Origin of the sequence: Amycolatopsis sp. NPDC089917 (assembly GCF_040684635.1) — a bacterium.
Classification (GTDB): Bacteria; Actinomycetota; Actinomycetes; order Mycobacteriales; family Pseudonocardiaceae; genus Amycolatopsis.
This window is the reverse complement of the sequence record NZ_JBFBGL010000029.1, coordinates 23,243-38,811: the sequence shown is the minus strand read 5'-3', so window position 1 is coordinate 38,811 and position 15,569 is coordinate 23,243. Positions and strand designations below refer to the sequence as shown.

Genomic DNA, 15,569 nt, shown 5'->3' with positions numbered 1-15,569 from the left:
GCCCGGGCCACGTCGAGGACCGCTGATCGTCCGCCCGCGCTTCGCGTGTGCCCTCGCTGTCCCTTGTGGACATCGAAATCCCTTGGCACACAAGGGAGTTCAGGGAGAAATCAGCCGCCCTTCGGTCAGGGCGAGAGCGGAATCCGCGACGAAGGCGTCGTCGTGGCTGATCATCAGCAGGGCGGTGCCGTGCTGGTTCGTCGCGGCGGTGAGGACGTCCAGAAGCCGCGCGCGGTTGGCCTCGTCGAGCGCCGACGTCACCTCGTCGCAGATCAGCACCCTGGGGTGGGCCAAGAGGGCGCGGGCCACGGCACAACGTTGCAGCTGCCCGCCGGAGAGCCGGTCCGGGCGACGGTCGGCCGGGTCGACGCCGAGAGACCGCAGGACCTCCGACGCTTCGAGCAGGGCGGCGGAACGGCTGATGCCGCGAAGGAGGCAGGCGGTGTCGGCGACCTGGTCGAGCACTCCGCGGAACTCGTCGAAAGAGGCGCGGCTGTCCTGGTGGACGTACTGGATCGCCCGCAGCCGCGCGCGTCCGCGTCGGCGGGCCAGGCGGGGGAGGCGTACACCGTCGACTTCGATCGTGCCCGCGCTCGGCGGGGTCAACCCGGCGAGCGCGCGGGCGAGCGTCGTCTTGCCCGCGCCGGAGACGCCGCCGAGCGCGGTGCGGCTGCCCGCCGCCAGCTCCAGATCGAGGTCCTCGACCAGTGTCGTCCCTCCGGCGCGCACCGTGAGCCCGCGGACGACGAGTACCGGTTCGGCCGGTGAAGGCACAGGCGTCTCAGGGGGCTCCTGCCCGGACACGGCTTCGCAGGGAACCAGGCGGTGGTCGCGGAGTTCGGCGACGTCGCCGGGCAAAGCGCGGGCGAGGGCGAGGTCGTGGGTCAGGACCAGCAACGCCGTCCCGGCACGGGAAAGGTCCTTGAGTCTGGCGGCGAGCACCGCGCTGCTCTCCGGGTCGAGACCGCTCGTGGGTTCGTCGAGCACGAGCACCTTCGGCCGGGTCACCAGCGTGGTGGCGAGGGCCATGCGCTGCTGCTGCCCGCCGGAGAGCTGATGCGGGAACCGGCGCCACAGACCTTGCTCCAGCCCCGCTTCCGCCAGCGCGGCGCGGGCCGCCGCCAGCCGCGACGTCCGGCCGTGATGGCGGATCGCGGCGAGTTCGGCCAGCACCGGCCCGCAGCGGCGGACCGGGTCCAGCACCGCCGACGGCTGCTGCGGCAGATGGCCGACGACCCCGGCCCGGATCCGCCGGAGCTCGGCCCCGGTGCGGCCGAGCAGTTCGGCTCCCGCCAGCCGGACCGAGCCGGACAGGGCGATGCCGGGCCGGGCGCGCCCGGTCGCGGCCAGGCCCAGGGTGGTCTTCCCCGTGCCGGACGCGCCGAGCACGACGAGCACCCGGCCTGGTTCGAGGGACAGCGAGACGTCGCCGAGCAGAGCGGTGTCCCCGGCGCGGGCGGAAAGGCCGCTGATCTCCAAGACCGTCACAGGCTCACCCGCCGGGCGGCGAGCAGCCGGTCGGTGACGAGGTTGGTCCCGACGCACAGCGCCATCAGCAGCGCGGCGGGCACCAGCACCACCGCGGGAGCGGTGTAAAGGGCCTCGCTGTTGCGTTCGATGACCACGGCCCAATCCGGGGAGTCCGCGGGCAGCCCGAGACCGAGGAAGTTCGCCGACGCCAGCAGGTAGAGCACCACGCCGAGCCGGGACCCCGCGTCGGTGGAGACCGGGCCGACGACGTACCGGGCGACATAGCCGAGCTGGATGCGCCACCACGGTCGTCCCTGCAGCGTAAGGGCTTCCACGGCGGTACGGCAGCCGGGCGCCAGCGCCGAAGCCCGCACGACGCGGGTGATCGCCGACAGCTGGAGCGCGGCGACGGCGGGGACGAGCACGCCGGGCCCGCGATGCCCGGTCGCGGCGAGCACCATGAGCACCAGCAGCGAAGGGAACGCCAGCACGAGGTCGAGCGAGCGCATCACCGCCTCGTCGGCCCACCGTCCGCGCCCGGCCGCGAAGAGGCCGAGCGGTAGGCCGACCAGGTACGCGAGCCCGAGCGCGGCGACGGTCATGCCGATCACGGGAAGGCCGCCGGTGAGGATCACCGCGAGCGCGTCACGGCCGAGGACGTCGGTGCCGAGCGGATGGGCGGAATCCGGTGGCTGCCAGGGCGCCCCGACGGACACCGCCGGGCCCGCGACCATCGGTCCGGCCACCGCGAGCAGCACCGGGACGGCGAGCAGTATCCAGCCGAGCGTCCGGCTCACCACGTGACCAGCTCCCGGCGCGGGGTCAGCCGGTGCGCGACCAGATCCGCGACCAGGTTCCCGACCACGACGACGCCGGCGAACACGAGCACGTATCCCTGCACCTGCGGGATGTCCCGGTTCTGCACGGCTTCGACGAAGCCGGTGCCCATACCGGTGATCGCGAACAGGGATTCGACGATCACCGTGCCGGTCAGCAGCCCTTCGACGGCGCGGGCGAGTTGCTGCACGGCGGGGGCCGCGGCGGCGGGCAGGAGATGCCGCAGCACGAGGGTGCGTTCGGGCAGGCCGAGCAGGCGCAGATGCTCCGCCACCTGCCCCCGCGTCTGCTCCGCGACGCCGACCCGGATCTGCCGGGCCACGTCGCACAGCTGACGGCCGACGAGCACGATCACCGGCAGCACGAGCACCGCGGGCCGCGCGGTCAGCTCCGTTCCGGCGGCGGTGGCGGGCAGCAGCCCGGTGTAGACGGCGAATCCCGCGACCAGCAGCAGTCCGAGAACGAACTCGGGGATCGAATGCAGGAACAAGGTGACGGCCGTGAGCACCCGGTCGGTCCGGGAGCCTTCGCGGACACCGCACGCCACCCCGACGCCCAGCGCGAGCGGGACGAGCACGAGCAAGGTCACCCCGGCGAGCACCGCCGTGGCGGCGAACCGGCGGCCGATCTCGTCCGTCACCGGGGCGCCCGTGACGAGTGAGCGGCCGAGGTCGCCGGTGACCAGGCCCGAGAGCCAGTGCCCGAACCGGTCCAGAAGTGGCTGATCGAGGCCGAGTTGATGGCGCACCGTCGCCATCTGCTCCTCGGTGGCCTGCTCTCCGAGCACGACCGAGGCCGCGTCGCCGGGGAGCAGCGAGGTCACGGCGAACGTGGCGACCAGGACGAACAGCGCCTGCACCACGGCGAACCCCAGCCGCTGCAAGGCGTATCCGGGCACGTCAGGACAGGCGGGCGCGGTCGAACCTCGCCCAGTCGAAGGTGTTCGGCGGTGCGGTGACCAGCCCGGACACCCGCTTCGACGCCGCGATCGTCCAGGTGCTGAAGCCCCAGGCGAGCAGGCCGCCGGACTCGTGCGTGATCCGCTGGGCGTCCCCGAACAGCGCCAGCCGGGCACCCTCGTCCGCGGTGGCCGCCGCACGATCCATGAGGGCGTCGAACTCCGGCGAGGTGAAGCCGTTGACGTTGTTCGACCCTCCGGTGCGGAAGCGCTGGTTGAGGAATGTCGGCACCGGCAAGGTGGCCGTGCGGGTGAGCGCGGCGACGCCCTTGGTCTTCGTCTCGCCGAAGTACGTGCTCGACGCGCGCGTGTTCGGCGTGACCTTCAGGCCGAATTCGTTCAGCTGCTGGGAAATCAGTGTCGCCGCCGTGGGGAAGCCGGGATCGACGTCGCTGGTTTCGACGGCGAAGGCCAGTCCCTCGGCGCCCGCTTCCCGGACGAGCGAACGGGCCAGGCCCACATCGCGCGGCCGCTGGGGAATGCCGGTGGCGTAACCGCGGAGTCCCTTGCCGAACAGGTCGTTGCCGATCTCGCCGCGCCCGGCCAGCGCGACGCGGTTCAGGGCTTCCCGGTCCACTCCGGACAGTACGGCGCGCACCAGCCGCGGGTCGGCGAACGGCGGCTGGGTCAAGCGAAGGATCAGGCCCTGCATGGTCGTGCCCTTGGCTTCGAGCAGCGACACACGCCCGTCGCCCGTCAGCCGAGCCGCGGTGCCGGCGGCCAGGTCGTGGGCGTAGTCGACCTGCCCGGACAGCAGCGCGTTGACCCGCGCCGTTTCGTCGTTGACCGGGACGAATTCGAGCTCGTCGAGGCTCGGCGCACCGTCCCAATAGGACTCGTTCTTGCGGAACACCGCCGCGCCGCCGGGGGTGAACGAGACGAAGCGGAACGGCCCGGAGCCGACCGGCGCGCCGAACGCCGTCGTCCCGGCGGGCACGATCTCCGCGCCCGGCGCGCCCCACCCCGACGGGAATTCGAAGTCGGGCGCGCTCAGCACCAGCTCCAGTTCGGTGGCTGACACGGCCTTGCTGCGGCCGAAGTCCACCTTCGCGAAGTACTGCCGGGACGAGGAGGCCAGCGCGGGGTCGGCGATCCGCCGGAAGCTGTACAGGACGTCGTCCGCGGTGACCGGACGTCCGTCGTGGAAAGCCGCCTGTCGCAGCCGGATCCGCCAGCGCGTCCCGGAGCCGTCGCTTTCCCAGGATTCGGCCAGCCGCGGCCGCAACGAGGTGTCGGCGTTGTAGGCGACCAGCGTGTCGAAGAGCGCTTTGGCCCGCGCCTGGTCGACGAACAGCGAAACCTGGGTGGGGTCCAGCGTCTCCTTCGAACCACCCGCGGCGAACGCGACCCGCAACCGGCCCTTGTCCGCGGGCGCAGCCCCGCAGGCGGCCAACGGCGCGAGGGCGGCCAGGGCGAGCAAACGCCGGCGGCCGAACGGATGACGCGTCACAGTAACCTCCGGGACATCGAGCACTGTCCCGGGCGCGCGAGCACGTCGAACGGGACCCCGCTCCGCACTCCACGACAGTTGGGGCTGGCAGTACCCGGCGGGCAGTCCGGCTCACGGCGTACTGCCGTTCACGGTTGCGGGTCAGCGCCGGATTCGCACCGGCTTCCCCCGACGGGCACTTTCTTACGTTGTGGCGCACACGGTAACCCATGGAGATCCTGTGCTACACAGGATCAAGATCACGAAGGGGAGCGCGGTGGACGAAAAGCTCGCGGCAGGCTGGGTGCGACGGTGGGACCTTCAGCAGGAACGCTATATCGCGGACCGTGAAGAGCGGTTCGACGTGCTGATCGACGTCGTCGAACACGGCTGCCGCGACGTCGCCGAACCGCTGGTGCTGGACCTCGGCTGCGGGCCCGGCTCACTGGCCACCAGGCTCGCCCGGCGCCTGCCGCACGCCCGGGTCGTCGGCGTCGACAACGACCCGTTCCTGCTCGCACTCGCCAGGGCCGGCCGTCCGGAGACCGCGAACATCGAGTACGTCCGGGCGGATCTCGCCGAGGACGGCTGGCTGACGTGGCGGACGATCGACGCCGCCGTCTCGACGACCGCCCTGCATTGGCTCAAGCCGGATCGCCTCGCCGACGTCTACCGCGACCTCGCGGGCGCGCTGCGAGCGGGCGGGGTGCTCGTCAACGGCGACCACTTCTACGACGAGCAGCCGGGCATCCGCGAGTTCGCCGAGGCCGTCAAGAACCGCCGTGCCACCCGGGCCGGGGTCGAGGCCAACGAAGACTGGAAGAGCTGGTGGGCCGCGATCGCGGCCGATCCCGCCCTGCGAGCGGAGTTCACGGCGGAGGAACTGGGCGGCATCTCGACCGGCTACGGCAACAGGCTCAGCCCGCAGGAACACACCAGGCTGCTCCGGGAGGCGGGCTTCGCGGAGGTGGCCCCGGTGTGGCAGTTCGGCGACGACTACGTCCTGACCGCGCTGCGCTGACCTGGTGGTTTCCCCGGCGGGAAGGCCGGGTATGCGTGATCATGACCGAGTTTCGCCACACCGCCACGATCGATCTGCCCGCCTCCGAACTGTTCGACTACCTGCGTGAACCACGGAACCTGCCGCACTTCTTCCCGCAGCTGAGCCAAGCCGAGCCCGAGGGCGGCGACGCCGTCCATGTCGAGGCCGAAGTGCACGGTGAGCACGTCGAAGCGGAAGCGTGGCTGAAGGTCGACGAGGAAAGCCGTTCCTTGAGCTGGGGATCCGAAGGCCCGAACGACTACCACGGCCGGCTGTCGGTCGAAGACGCCGGTGCGAACGCGGCGCGGTTGACCGTGACCTTGAGCAGCGTCCGCGAGGCAGGGGAGGAGGAAGTCCAGCGCGGACTCGAGGAGACCGTCGCCGCGCTGGCGCACACCGCCGTCGCCGACTCCGACGTCGAGGCCGCCGAAGAGCAAGGCGGCTGGGCCGGGCGCTGAACGACGACTCCGGCGGATCCTCGCCGGAAGTGTGCGCTAGATTTAGAAAATGGTGAATATGACGGGCGTGCTCCGCCGGGGCGCCCAAGAACTGCGGTACGGAGACCTCGCGGGCGAACTGCGTCCTGTCGTCTTCACCCACGGCGCGGGCATGGACCACCGGATGTTCGACGCCCAGGCGCGGGCGCTGCACGAACGCGGCCATCGGGTGGTCATCTGGGATCAGCGCGGGCACGGCGAGTCGGTTCTCGCGCCGGGTTCCCGCTTCACCGCGGCGATCGCGCTCGACGACCTGACCGCCCTGCTCGACCATCTCCGTCTCGATCGTCCGATCCTGATCGGGCACTCCCTCGGCGGCAATCTCGCGCAGGCGCTGGTCCGCCGCCTTCCCGAGCGCGCGGGCGGTCTCGTCGTCGTGGACTCGACCTGGAACGCCGGTCCGCTCAGCGCCGTGGAGCGGCTCCTGCTGAGATTCGCCGCGCCGTCGCTGGCGCTCGTCCCCGCCTCGCGGCTTCCCGGTCTCATGGCCCGCGCCTCGGCCGTGACGCCGGAAGGGATCGCCGAGTGTGAGGCGACCTTCGCGCGCATGCCCAAACACGTCTTCCTCGACGTCTGGCGAGCAACCGTGTCGCTCGTCGACCCGGAGCCGGGGTACCGCACGCCCGTTCCGCTCGGCCTGATCCGGGGCGAGGACGACCGGACCGGCAACATCGCGTCCGCGATGCCTCGCTGGGCGCGAGCCGAGGGTGTGACCGAACAGGTCGTTCCCGCCGCGGGGCACGTCGTCACCTTGGACGCGGCGGACAGGTCCACGAAGGCCATCGTGGACGTCATCGACGGCTGGGAGCCCGCGGCATGACCGTCGCCGACGATCGCGAAGTGTTCGTGACCACCATGGGCGACTTCCTCGCGTCGTGGAACCTTCCGCGCGCGACCGGCCGTGTCTACGGGCAACTCCTGCTCAAGGCCGACCCCGTGTCCCTCGACGCGCTCGGCGAGGCCCTCGGCCTCAGCAAAGGGGCGGTGAGCGTCGCGGTCCGCGAACTGGTCTCGTGGGGCCTCGCCCGGACCATCCCGCAACCGGGCAGCCGCCGCCTGCTCGTCGAGGCGGTGGGCGGGTTCGAGCAGCTTCTCGCCGCCAGCCACGAACGGACCCGCGCCTTCATCCGGGTGCTGCGAGGCGGGACGCGAAGCGCCGAAGACGAGAAGGCCGCCGCCCGGCTTTCCGAGGTCGCCGGGTTCTTCGAGTCCTATGTGGACGCCGGGGAAGAGATGCTGCGGAGCCGCCGCTCCTCCACGGCGACCTGAAGCCGGTCGATTCAAGGACCGGAGGTCCTCAGAGGGTGAGGTGGTCCAGGAGCCAGCCGATCAGGCCACGGACGGCACCGGAGGTGAATCCCTCCAGAAGGGTGCGGAGCAAGGGGCGGGGCGCGCGGCGCCGGATGCGGGGCATGGGATTCCTCCGTCGTTCCTGGTCTGGTGACCTCGGCCGGTTTCGTGACCACCACTGTGTGGCCCCGGGCCGCCGTGCGGGCGAAACCCGGAAAAGTCCGGAATCCCGGTCGCGAAAGCCCTGCTCTGCGCCGGTTTCCGGGTTCCGGTGCCGGAAATCCGGAGACAGAAGCTCGCTCAGGGCTGTCCGAGATCCCCCAGGAGGATTTCCACGGCGCCGTCGAGGTCGCCGTTGTCAGCGTGCCGAGCCGCGAGGCTCGCGCGAGTGGCCTGCGTGACGGCGTGGTCGGGGCCGAACCTCTCCATTTCGTCGGCGAGCCGCTCCTTAAGTTCTTCGATGAGCGTGCTCGCCGGTTCGCCGGCTTGGCCGCGCCACCAGGCCAGCTGAGCGAGCGTGGTGTGCGTGAGAGGGTGCCCCTCCCCGAGAACTTCCCGTTGGTCGGCCAGCAAATCCCGCAGGACGTCCACCGCGCCGCGGGCGCCCTGTGCTTCGCCCGACGCTTGCGCGAGTTCGAAGCGGATGGCGAACGTCGTGGGATGCCGGTCGCCCAGCAGGGCCCGCTGCATGCCCAGCGCGTGGTTCAACGCGGTGATCGCGTCGGCGGGATCGCCCGCTCGCCGACGTGCGGCACCGAGCCGGTACAGAGCTCTGAGCGTCGTGGGGTGTGCCGGCCCCAGGATCCGCATCTGGTGCGAGAGCACCGACTCCAGTTCGGCCACCGCGGGAGCCATGTCGCCCGCCAGGCCATTCCACCAAGCGAGTTCGGAACGGGCGAGAAGGGTGTCGGCGTGCTCCGGCCCCAGCCGGGTGTGCGCCTGGTGGTGCAGGCTTCGCATGGCTTCGAGCGACGGTCCGGGATAGTCCGTGGATCCGGCGCCTTCGGCGATCCTGAACAGCAAGGGGTGGGCCGACTCCTGCCAGAGAAGCTCTTCCGCGCAGTTCCGCAGGCTGATCATGTTGGCCCACAACGCCTGGATGAGCGCGTCGGTCCGCAGACCCGCCTGGTCGACGGCAGGCCACGCCTCGATCAAGGCGTCCGCGGCGGCCCACGCGAGATCGGCCATCGCACCGGGCGCCAGATCGTCGCGGACGGCGCGTTGGGCGAGGGCGTGGACCCGTACGGCGTGATGAGGCTGGTCCGGGTCGAGGGTGGCCAGGCTGAACCGCCGGAGACAGCCCAAGCCCTCCTGGATCTCCTTCGTCGTGACCGTGCGATCCAAGCGCCCGGTCAGATAGTTTCCGAGCGCCTCGCCGGCGAAAAGGCGGTCGGGGATTCCCGAGGGACTGAGCAGTGACGCCACTTCGAGGACCGGCCTCGCGAGCCCGGCGGGGGTGAGCTCGTCGGCGGCGCCGATCGACAGGGACCAGGCCGCGGACACCGTGCACTGGTGCGCGTCGGGCAGGCTGTCTTCATCCGGGAGCATCGCCGCCAGCCTGACGCGGACATCGGCGAAGCGGGACCGGTATTCGGCGACGGTGGTGTACGGGCTGTTGACGAGGTACGCCGCCGCTTGGGCGAGAGCGAGAGGCAGGCGCCCGAGGTCGCCTGCCAGCAGGACGAGCTCCGTCCCCGGGTACCGGGCGGGGGCGGCGAGCCTCTCGGCCAGATAGGCGAGCGACTCCTCGGGAGTGAACAGATCCACGTCGACGATGTGGCGTCCGTGGCCGTGCAGCGCTGCGTCGCGGCGGCGGGTGGTCACCACCACCTGCCCGGCGGGATTGTGCGGTGGCCACAAGCCGTTGAGATGATTCGGCGCTTGCAGGTCGTCGAGCACGATCAACCATTCGACGTTCGTCTCCGCGAGCCAGGACAGGAGCCGTCGACACGCTTTGTCCGGGTCGGCGCGATCCCGGTCGAGCAGATCCACCGCGACCTCGGCATAGGCGTTCGTGATCGCTTCGCGGGAGTGAGCCGCCACCCAGATCAGCAGCTGGATCTGGCCGGTGTCCCAGTGGGTGTGGGCGTGATCGGCGGCCAGCTGGGTCTTACCCACGCCGCCGAGTCCGGCGAGCACGGTCGTGCCCCCGCTCGCGGCGGACGGCAGCCGAGCGGCGGTACGGCGCTGGAAAGCTCCGGCACGAGGGGGAACCGCGCCGAATCGGCGGGACCCCGGGCCCTTCTCCAGCACGGGCGCGACATCCTCGACGTCACCGGGTCGGCGACGGTGCTCGTAGTCCAAGCCGGTCGCGAGAAGGTGATGCCGGTTCTTCCATTGCTTCTGAAGGGTCACCAGATCCAAGTTGGTCAAGTTCCTGCGATTGCCGATCGTGGCACAGGCTGTCACGAAGGCATGGATTCGTTCCCATTTCGGAAGCAGGGTCCACTTGCCGGTCAAAAGGTCGGAGATCGCACTTTTGTTGAGATGTTCAGAAGATTCTTTCTGCAGTTCGGCGAGGGTCGGATTGCCTGTCTGAACGCGCAAAGCCGCCAGCTGCTCGATGAACTGAGCCCGCAGATCCAAGATCACTCCTCGCAGAGACCGTGCCGGTCTCGGGGAGATCGCTTCGCCCGGCACGGCACGGAGTCGCGTCCGGGCGCACCTCCGTTACAGGCCGCCGCCGCGGCCGGGAATACCAAGGAACCGTGCGGTTGTCCAAGTTTTTGAAGAGTGCGGATGACGTTTGCCGAGGGGGCGGTGATGTGCCAACATCGTCGATATGACGGTCGGGGATGCCCGGATGGCCACCTTTCTCTTCTTGAGAGATCGAATCCAGTGGCTGCTGGCCTCCACCGGGTGCGGCTTCGACGTCTACCTCCACGGATCTTTTGTGAAGGGTACTCAAATCGACCCGCGCGGCGACATCGACATGGTCGTCGAACTGTGCCATCCGATCGTGCGGGAGTGGCGAGCCGGGGCCGAGCCGGCCTCTGGGACGCGGCACGGGAAGCGTGTCAAGGGCCGGGAGCCCACCCTGGAATTCCTGTGGTTCAGGGAAACCGTCGTGCGATCATTGGTCTACGACTTCGAGGCGATGTCACCGGGGCTGGGGTCGATGGTCGCGTGGGGCAGGCTCCAGCGCGTGCTCAAGGTGGCGCCGATCTTTCCCGGCCATGTCAACGCCTCCGTGCTGATCTGTCAGCGGTTCCTGGAAACGCCCCCGGTTTCCTCGCGCGGCGCGGAGCAGGGCGTCATTTTCTGGGACGGCCACGGTGAACCGCGGGTGAGTCATCCGAAGAAATACATCGCGAAAGTCAAGGAAAAAGATCTGCGTACGGACGGTATGTTCACGAAATTCGTCCGGCATTTGAAAGCGAACCACGTCGATCTCAGGTATCGCCGCCCCGGAGGAGGTGGTTCGTCCGGCCCCGGGCGCCACGTTCCCCTGGACCCGTCGCTGGGCGTCTCGTCGGCGACGCTGGAGATGCTGGCGTACGGAGTCTCCAACGACAGCTACTCGCCCCGGAGCCTGAACGCGACGCGCAAGAAGGTGAGAGCCCACCTTCGCGGAGTCGCCGAGACCGAACGCTCGCGCGAGGACTTCGTGCCCTGGGACCTCGTCAACGACACGACCTACCCGCACTGGATCGAGTTCATGCACGGTGGATTCAGGGTGATGCTCTCGAACGACGGGCTCTGGGCGTGAGAGAGGGCGACGCGGCCGGGTCGTCGCGTACGTATTTTGTCCACTTCGGACGGTCTCGACGGCAGAGTCCCCTTCGCGTCCACCGAGCGTAAGGGAGTGTTGACTGTGAGCCAGAAATGGGAATCGACGACCTGAGAGTCCATTGTGGACGAATGTGGGGCTCGCTGCCGATGTGGGTAATTTTGCCGCGCCCCGCTACGAATTCCTGATCGACTGACCGGTATCACGCCCGGAAGGGAGGCGCTTCCGGGTGGGTCGCTGCGTCGATGGGCTGATCCAGTACCGCCTTTCGGGTCAATGTCTCTTCCCTGTGATTTAGATCACTCCCGGATGTGAACATGCCCCTTGCTCGCATGGTGGTGCCCGGGTAATTATTGCTTCGATAGTTCGAGGAACCTAAGACTATCGAAACCTCGTTTTGGGGCGAGGTTTCCACCTGGGGATGGGGGAAAATTTGTCATTGGATGAAGCTGTGCCGCGCCTGCTCGACCGGCAGCCGCCGACCCGCGAAATTCAGGAATGGCTGGCGAAGGTCGACAAGATCGCACCCATTATCGAGCAATACAGAAATGACAACGAAGATCGGCGCGTGACCTCGGCCGACACGATGGACGCCGTTCGCGAAGTAGGCCTGCACAGAATGTGGGTCTCCCGTGAATTCGGTGGCGGGCAAGTAGACCTCGCCACCGGCTCGGCCGTCATCCAGGCACTGGCGCGCCTCGACGCGTCGGTGGCCTGGCAGGTCGGCGTCCAGGGCGCGATCGGCAGGCTGTCGGACTACCTGCCCGAGGCGACCTCCCGCAAGCTCTTCGCCGAGAGTGACAAGCTGGTCGTCGGCGGGGTCAACCCCTCCGGCACCGCCGAAGCCGTCGAAGGCGGTTTCCGGCTCAGCGGGAAATGGTCCTTCGCCAGCGGTTCGGCGCACGCCGACTGGCTGGTGTGCGCGGCCAGGGTCACCGACGACGGGAAGCCGCGGATCGGGGAAGCCGGCCCGGTCATCCGGATGCTGTTCCTTCCGCGCTCCGATGTCACGTTCGTCGACGACTGGCACACGCTCGGCCTGCGGGGTACCGGAAGCGTGAGTTACCTGGTCGACAACGTCTTCGTCGGCGAGGACCACACCGTGGACGGAGCCGCCATGCACTCGGCGCCGGCGCGGCGTGGTTCCCGCGCCTACGGGATCAGCTACTACGACTTCGGTCCGTTCACGTCCTCGTCGACCGCCCTGGGGATCGCCCAGGACGCGTTGCGCACGTTCAAGGACATCGCGCTCCGCAAGACGCCGACGGGTGGTTCGGGCACCCTGGCGGGCAGTCATGTGGTCCAGGACAAGCTGGCCAGGATGGAGATGGCCGTGCACAGCAGTCGCCTCGTCCTGGCGCACGCGGCCCGGCAGGCGACCGAACACGGCGCGGACGGCGGTGACGAACTGACCTCGCTGATCCGGCTGACGGTGGCGACGGTCGCCGAGAACGCGTGCCAGGTCGTCGACACCGCCCACCAGTACGCGGGCACGGGTTCGCTGTACACGGCGAGCAGGCTCGAACGGAATCTCCGGGACGTGCGTTCGGCGGTCAAGCACATCACGCTGTCGCATTCGCATTTCGAGATGGTGGGACAGTACCTGCTGACCGGGAAATTGCTCATGCGCCGCTGACGCGCCTTTCCCGTTCCGCTTTTCCGGTATCTTTTTTCTGAGGGGATTGACGATGACCACCTCCGTGTCCACGACCACGGGCCGTTCGGATATTCCGCTTCCGGCCACGATGAAGGCTTTCCATCTGACCGCGCCGAGGAAAACGGAATTGGCGACGGTGCCCGTTCCGGCCACTCCCGAGGACGGCCTGCTGCTGAAGACGCGCTGCGTCTCGATCTGCTCGACGGACATTTCGGTGTTCGAGGGGCACCTGTTCCCGCCGCAGTACCCCGTCGTCCTCGGCCACGAATACCTCGGTGAGGTCGTCGAGATCGGCTCGGAGTTCGACCACGACAGTGCCGGCCTGGAGATCGGCGACCGGGTCGTCTACTGGGGTCAGACGGACTTCGAGGGGCTGGCCGAGTACCGCTCGGTCCGGCCGATCTTCTCCGGGCAGGTCAAACGCGACGTCTTCTGGACCGACCGGAACTTCCTCGACGACCGCCGCGCGGCGGCGGTGAAGATCCCGGCCGAGATGAGCGATCTGGAGTGCTCGTTCATCGAGCCGACGACGGGCGCGTTGCGATCCATCCTGAGCAACCCGCCGCACATCGGGGACAAGGTGCTGATCCTCGGCACCGGGCCCATCGGGGTCATCGCCGGCCGGATCATCAAGCGGCTCTTCGCCCCGAATTCGGTGGTGTCGGTGGACCTCAACCCGAACCGGAACGAGTTCGCCGCGCAGAACTTCTCCGATCACGCGTACCTGCCGGACGAGCTGAACACGGCGATCAACGAGGGCACCTTCGACTACGTCTTCGACACGCTGCCCACGATCAAGAACGTCGACGAAGAGCGTGACCCGCGCCGGATGGCGATGCGCAAGCTCAAGCCGCGCGGTCGCTACGTGCTGTACGGCGCGTCGCAGGAGATGCAGAAGTTCGACACCTGGCTGATGCTGGCCAAGGGCATCAACATCATGTCGGCGCCCTTCGACGTGTCCAGTTTCCCCATGCACCACAGCGCCAACGTCATCTACTCCGCGATGCAGATCCTGATGAGCGGTGTCGTCGACGGCGCGCGGCTGCTTTCGTCGGTCTGCAGGTTCGACGACTACGACCAGCTGGTGTCGATCTTCGAGAACTATCGCACCACCACCGACCTGAAGACCATCGTGGACTTCCGGGGGTGATCTCTCCGGGAGGGGACAACGGCGTCCCCTCCCGGGCGGTTCCGCTTCCTTGGTCGCTCTCACCGGGAGGGGTTCATGACCGAACGTTCGGAATTCGTAGTCGTCGCCAACCGTTTGCCGGCGAGTCTGCACCGCACCGGAACCGGGGACGAGGTCTGGCGCCGCAGCCCCGGAGGTCTCGTCAACGCGCTGGAGCCGCTGCTGCGCAAGCTGAGCGGCACCTGGGTCGGCTGGCCGGGGATCGCGGGCGCCGTGACCGCGCCCGGATCCGTCGGCGGTATCAAGCTCTCACCCGTCTCGCTCGACGAGCACGCGGTCGCCTCGTTCTATGAAGGATTCTCCAATTCCACGTTGTGGCCGCTGTACCACGACGTGGTGATGCCGCCCGCTTACCGGCGCAGCTGGTGGGACAGCTACGTCGAGGTCAACCGGCGCTTCGCCGAAGCCGCCGCGGAGGTCAGCGCGCCCGGTGCCACCGTGTGGATCCACGACTACCAGCTGCAGCTGGCCCCGGCGATGGTGCGCGAGCTGCGCCCCGATGTCCGGATCGGCTTCTTCCTGCACATCCCGTTCCCGCCGGTCGAGCTGTTCATGCGCCTGCCCTGGCGGACCGAGATCGTGCGCGGGCTGCTGGGAGCCGACCTGATCGGTTTCCAGCGGCCGGGCGGTGCCCAGAACTTCCTGTGGCTCAGCCGCACGCTGACCGGGGCGGCGCAGGTGCCGGAACAGGTCGGCGCGGGTCCGCTGGGCGGCGCGATCGACCTGGGCCACCGGTCGGTGTCGGTCGGCTCGTTCCCGATCTCCGTCGACGCGGGCACCTGGGACGCGCTGTCCAGGGACCCGCGAGTGCAGGACCGTGCGGAGCAGATCCGGGCCACGCTCGGGAATCCGCGGCGGATGCTGCTGGGGGTGGATCGCCTCGACTACACCAAGGGCATCGACGTCCGCCTCCGCGCGCTGGGGGAGTTGCTCCGGGAGGGGAGGCTCCACGCTCGCGACACCGTCATGGTGCAGATCGCCATTCCGAGCCGTGAACGGGTCGAGCACTACCGCCTGATGCGCCGCGAGGTGGAGCGCGAGGTGGGCAGGCTCAACGGCGAGTTCGGCGCGGTGGGCCATCCGGCCGTGCACTACCTGCATTCCTCGATCGACCAGCGCGAACTGGCGGCGTTCTACCGCGCCGCCGACGTCGCCGTGGTGACCCCGCTCAGGGACGGCATGAATCTGGTGTGCAAGGAGTACGTCGCCAGCCGTCACGACCTGACCGGCGCGCTGGTGCTGAGCGAATTCGCCGGCGCGGCGGGGGAGCTCACGGACTCGTTCCTGGTCAATCCCTATCACGTCGACGAGGTGAAGCAGGCGATCATGCGGGCCGTGACCCTGCCCGCGGCCGACACGCGAAGCCGGATGCGACGGCTGCGGGACCACGTGCTCGACCACGACATCGACCATTGGGCTTCGTCGTTCCTCGGCGAACTCGCGACCGGCCACGTCAAGGTCGCCTTCTAG

General features: G+C 69.1%; 13 protein-coding genes and 1 riboswitch. Of the genes, 8 read left to right on the top strand and 5 right to left on the bottom strand.

Translation table 11 applies throughout. The features are described from left to right. Nucleotides 1-99 precede the first annotated feature (99 nt). Genes AB0N89_RS21700 through AB0N89_RS21685 form a run of 4 tightly spaced genes read right to left on the bottom strand, consistent with a single transcriptional unit; the run spans nucleotide 100 to nucleotide 4,715 of the window. A complete protein-coding gene (locus AB0N89_RS21700; RefSeq protein WP_364207088.1) occupies nucleotides 100-1,488 on the bottom strand; it encodes an ATP-binding cassette domain-containing protein in 1,389 nt (462 codons plus the stop codon). Further along, a complete protein-coding gene (locus AB0N89_RS21695) occupies nucleotides 1,485-2,270 on the bottom strand; it encodes an ABC transporter permease subunit (RefSeq protein WP_364207086.1) in 786 nt (261 codons plus the stop codon). The genes AB0N89_RS21700 and AB0N89_RS21695 overlap by 4 nt, the downstream gene beginning before the upstream one ends. Further along, nucleotides 2,264-3,205, bottom strand: a complete 942-nt coding sequence (locus tag AB0N89_RS21690; protein WP_364207084.1) for an ABC transporter permease — start codon at nucleotides 3,203-3,205, stop codon at nucleotides 2,264-2,266. Before AB0N89_RS21690 ends, AB0N89_RS21695 begins: the two co-directional genes overlap by 7 nt. Nucleotide 3,206: 1 nt before the next feature. Continuing rightward, complete coding sequence (locus AB0N89_RS21685) at nucleotides 3,207-4,715, bottom strand: ABC transporter substrate-binding protein (RefSeq protein WP_364207082.1); 1,509 nt, start codon at nucleotides 4,713-4,715, stop codon at nucleotides 3,207-3,209. Nucleotides 4,716-4,793: 78 nt separating this feature from the next. After that, nucleotides 4,794-4,933, bottom strand: a riboswitch (cobalamin riboswitch). Between the two features lie 38 nt (nucleotides 4,934-4,971). Between AB0N89_RS21685 and AB0N89_RS21680 the strand changes: the two genes are divergently transcribed. The 4 genes from AB0N89_RS21680 to AB0N89_RS21665 are packed head-to-tail and all read left to right on the top strand — an operon-like array spanning nucleotide 4,972 to nucleotide 7,502. Continuing rightward, the gene (locus AB0N89_RS21680; RefSeq protein ID WP_364207080.1) at nucleotides 4,972-5,715 is read left to right on the top strand and encodes a class I SAM-dependent methyltransferase; all 744 of its coding nucleotides are present in this window, start codon (nucleotides 4,972-4,974) and stop codon (nucleotides 5,713-5,715) included. 41 nt (nucleotides 5,716-5,756) lie between these two features. Beyond that, entirely contained in the window at nucleotides 5,757-6,194 is a 438-nt protein-coding gene (locus AB0N89_RS21675; protein WP_364207078.1) for an SRPBCC family protein, read from the top strand. A gap of 49 nt (nucleotides 6,195-6,243) precedes the next feature. Next, complete coding sequence (locus AB0N89_RS21670; RefSeq protein ID WP_364207076.1) at nucleotides 6,244-7,053, top strand: alpha/beta hydrolase; 810 nt, start codon at nucleotides 6,244-6,246, stop codon at nucleotides 7,051-7,053. Beyond that, nucleotides 7,050-7,502 carry a MarR family transcriptional regulator gene (locus AB0N89_RS21665; protein ID WP_364207074.1) on the top strand — a complete coding sequence of 151 codons (453 nt, stop codon included), beginning with the start codon at nucleotides 7,050-7,052 and terminating at the stop codon, nucleotides 7,500-7,502. The genes AB0N89_RS21670 and AB0N89_RS21665 overlap by 4 nt, the downstream gene beginning before the upstream one ends. A gap of 321 nt (nucleotides 7,503-7,823) precedes the next feature. Here the strand turns inward: AB0N89_RS21665 and AB0N89_RS21660 are convergent, their stop codons facing one another. Then, nucleotides 7,824-9,878: a tetratricopeptide repeat protein gene (locus tag AB0N89_RS21660; RefSeq protein WP_364207072.1), complete on the bottom strand. Its 2,055-nt coding sequence runs from the start codon at nucleotides 9,876-9,878 to the stop codon at nucleotides 7,824-7,826. Between the two features lie 448 nt (nucleotides 9,879-10,326). On the opposite strand from AB0N89_RS21660, the gene AB0N89_RS21655 reads away from it, so the two are divergent. From AB0N89_RS21655 to AB0N89_RS21640, 4 genes are all read left to right on the top strand, one after another. Then, on the top strand, nucleotides 10,327-11,232 hold the full coding sequence (locus AB0N89_RS21655; protein WP_364207070.1) for a hypothetical protein: 906 nt from the start codon (nucleotides 10,327-10,329) through the stop codon (nucleotides 11,230-11,232). A gap of 442 nt (nucleotides 11,233-11,674) precedes the next feature. After that, nucleotides 11,675-12,889 carry an acyl-CoA dehydrogenase family protein gene (locus tag AB0N89_RS21650; RefSeq protein ID WP_364207068.1) on the top strand — a complete coding sequence of 405 codons (1,215 nt, stop codon included), beginning with the start codon at nucleotides 11,675-11,677 and terminating at the stop codon, nucleotides 12,887-12,889. A gap of 52 nt (nucleotides 12,890-12,941) precedes the next feature. Beyond that, nucleotides 12,942-14,060, top strand: coding sequence for an alcohol dehydrogenase catalytic domain-containing protein (locus AB0N89_RS21645; protein ID WP_364207066.1), 1,119 nt, complete (start codon nucleotides 12,942-12,944; stop codon nucleotides 14,058-14,060). Between the two features lie 75 nt (nucleotides 14,061-14,135). After that, on the top strand, nucleotides 14,136-15,569 hold the full coding sequence (locus AB0N89_RS21640) for a trehalose-6-phosphate synthase (RefSeq protein ID WP_364207064.1): 1,434 nt from the start codon (nucleotides 14,136-14,138) through the stop codon (nucleotides 15,567-15,569).

Coding starts and splice junctions, on each gene's coding strand:
- AB0N89_RS21675 (WP_364207078.1), top strand. CDS start 5,757: ATGACCGAGTTTCGCCACACCGCCACGATCGATCTGCCCGCCTCCGAA.
- AB0N89_RS21670 (WP_364207076.1), top strand. CDS start 6,244: ATGGTGAATATGACGGGCGTGCTCCGCCGGGGCGCCCAAGAACTGCGG.
- AB0N89_RS21665 (WP_364207074.1), top strand. CDS start 7,050: ATGACCGTCGCCGACGATCGCGAAGTGTTCGTGACCACCATGGGCGAC.
- AB0N89_RS21655 (WP_364207070.1), top strand. CDS start 10,327: ATGGCCACCTTTCTCTTCTTGAGAGATCGAATCCAGTGGCTGCTGGCC.
- AB0N89_RS21650 (WP_364207068.1), top strand. CDS start 11,675: ATGGGGGAAAATTTGTCATTGGATGAAGCTGTGCCGCGCCTGCTCGAC.
- AB0N89_RS21645 (WP_364207066.1), top strand. CDS start 12,942: ATGACCACCTCCGTGTCCACGACCACGGGCCGTTCGGATATTCCGCTT.
- AB0N89_RS21640 (WP_364207064.1), top strand. CDS start 14,136: ATGACCGAACGTTCGGAATTCGTAGTCGTCGCCAACCGTTTGCCGGCG.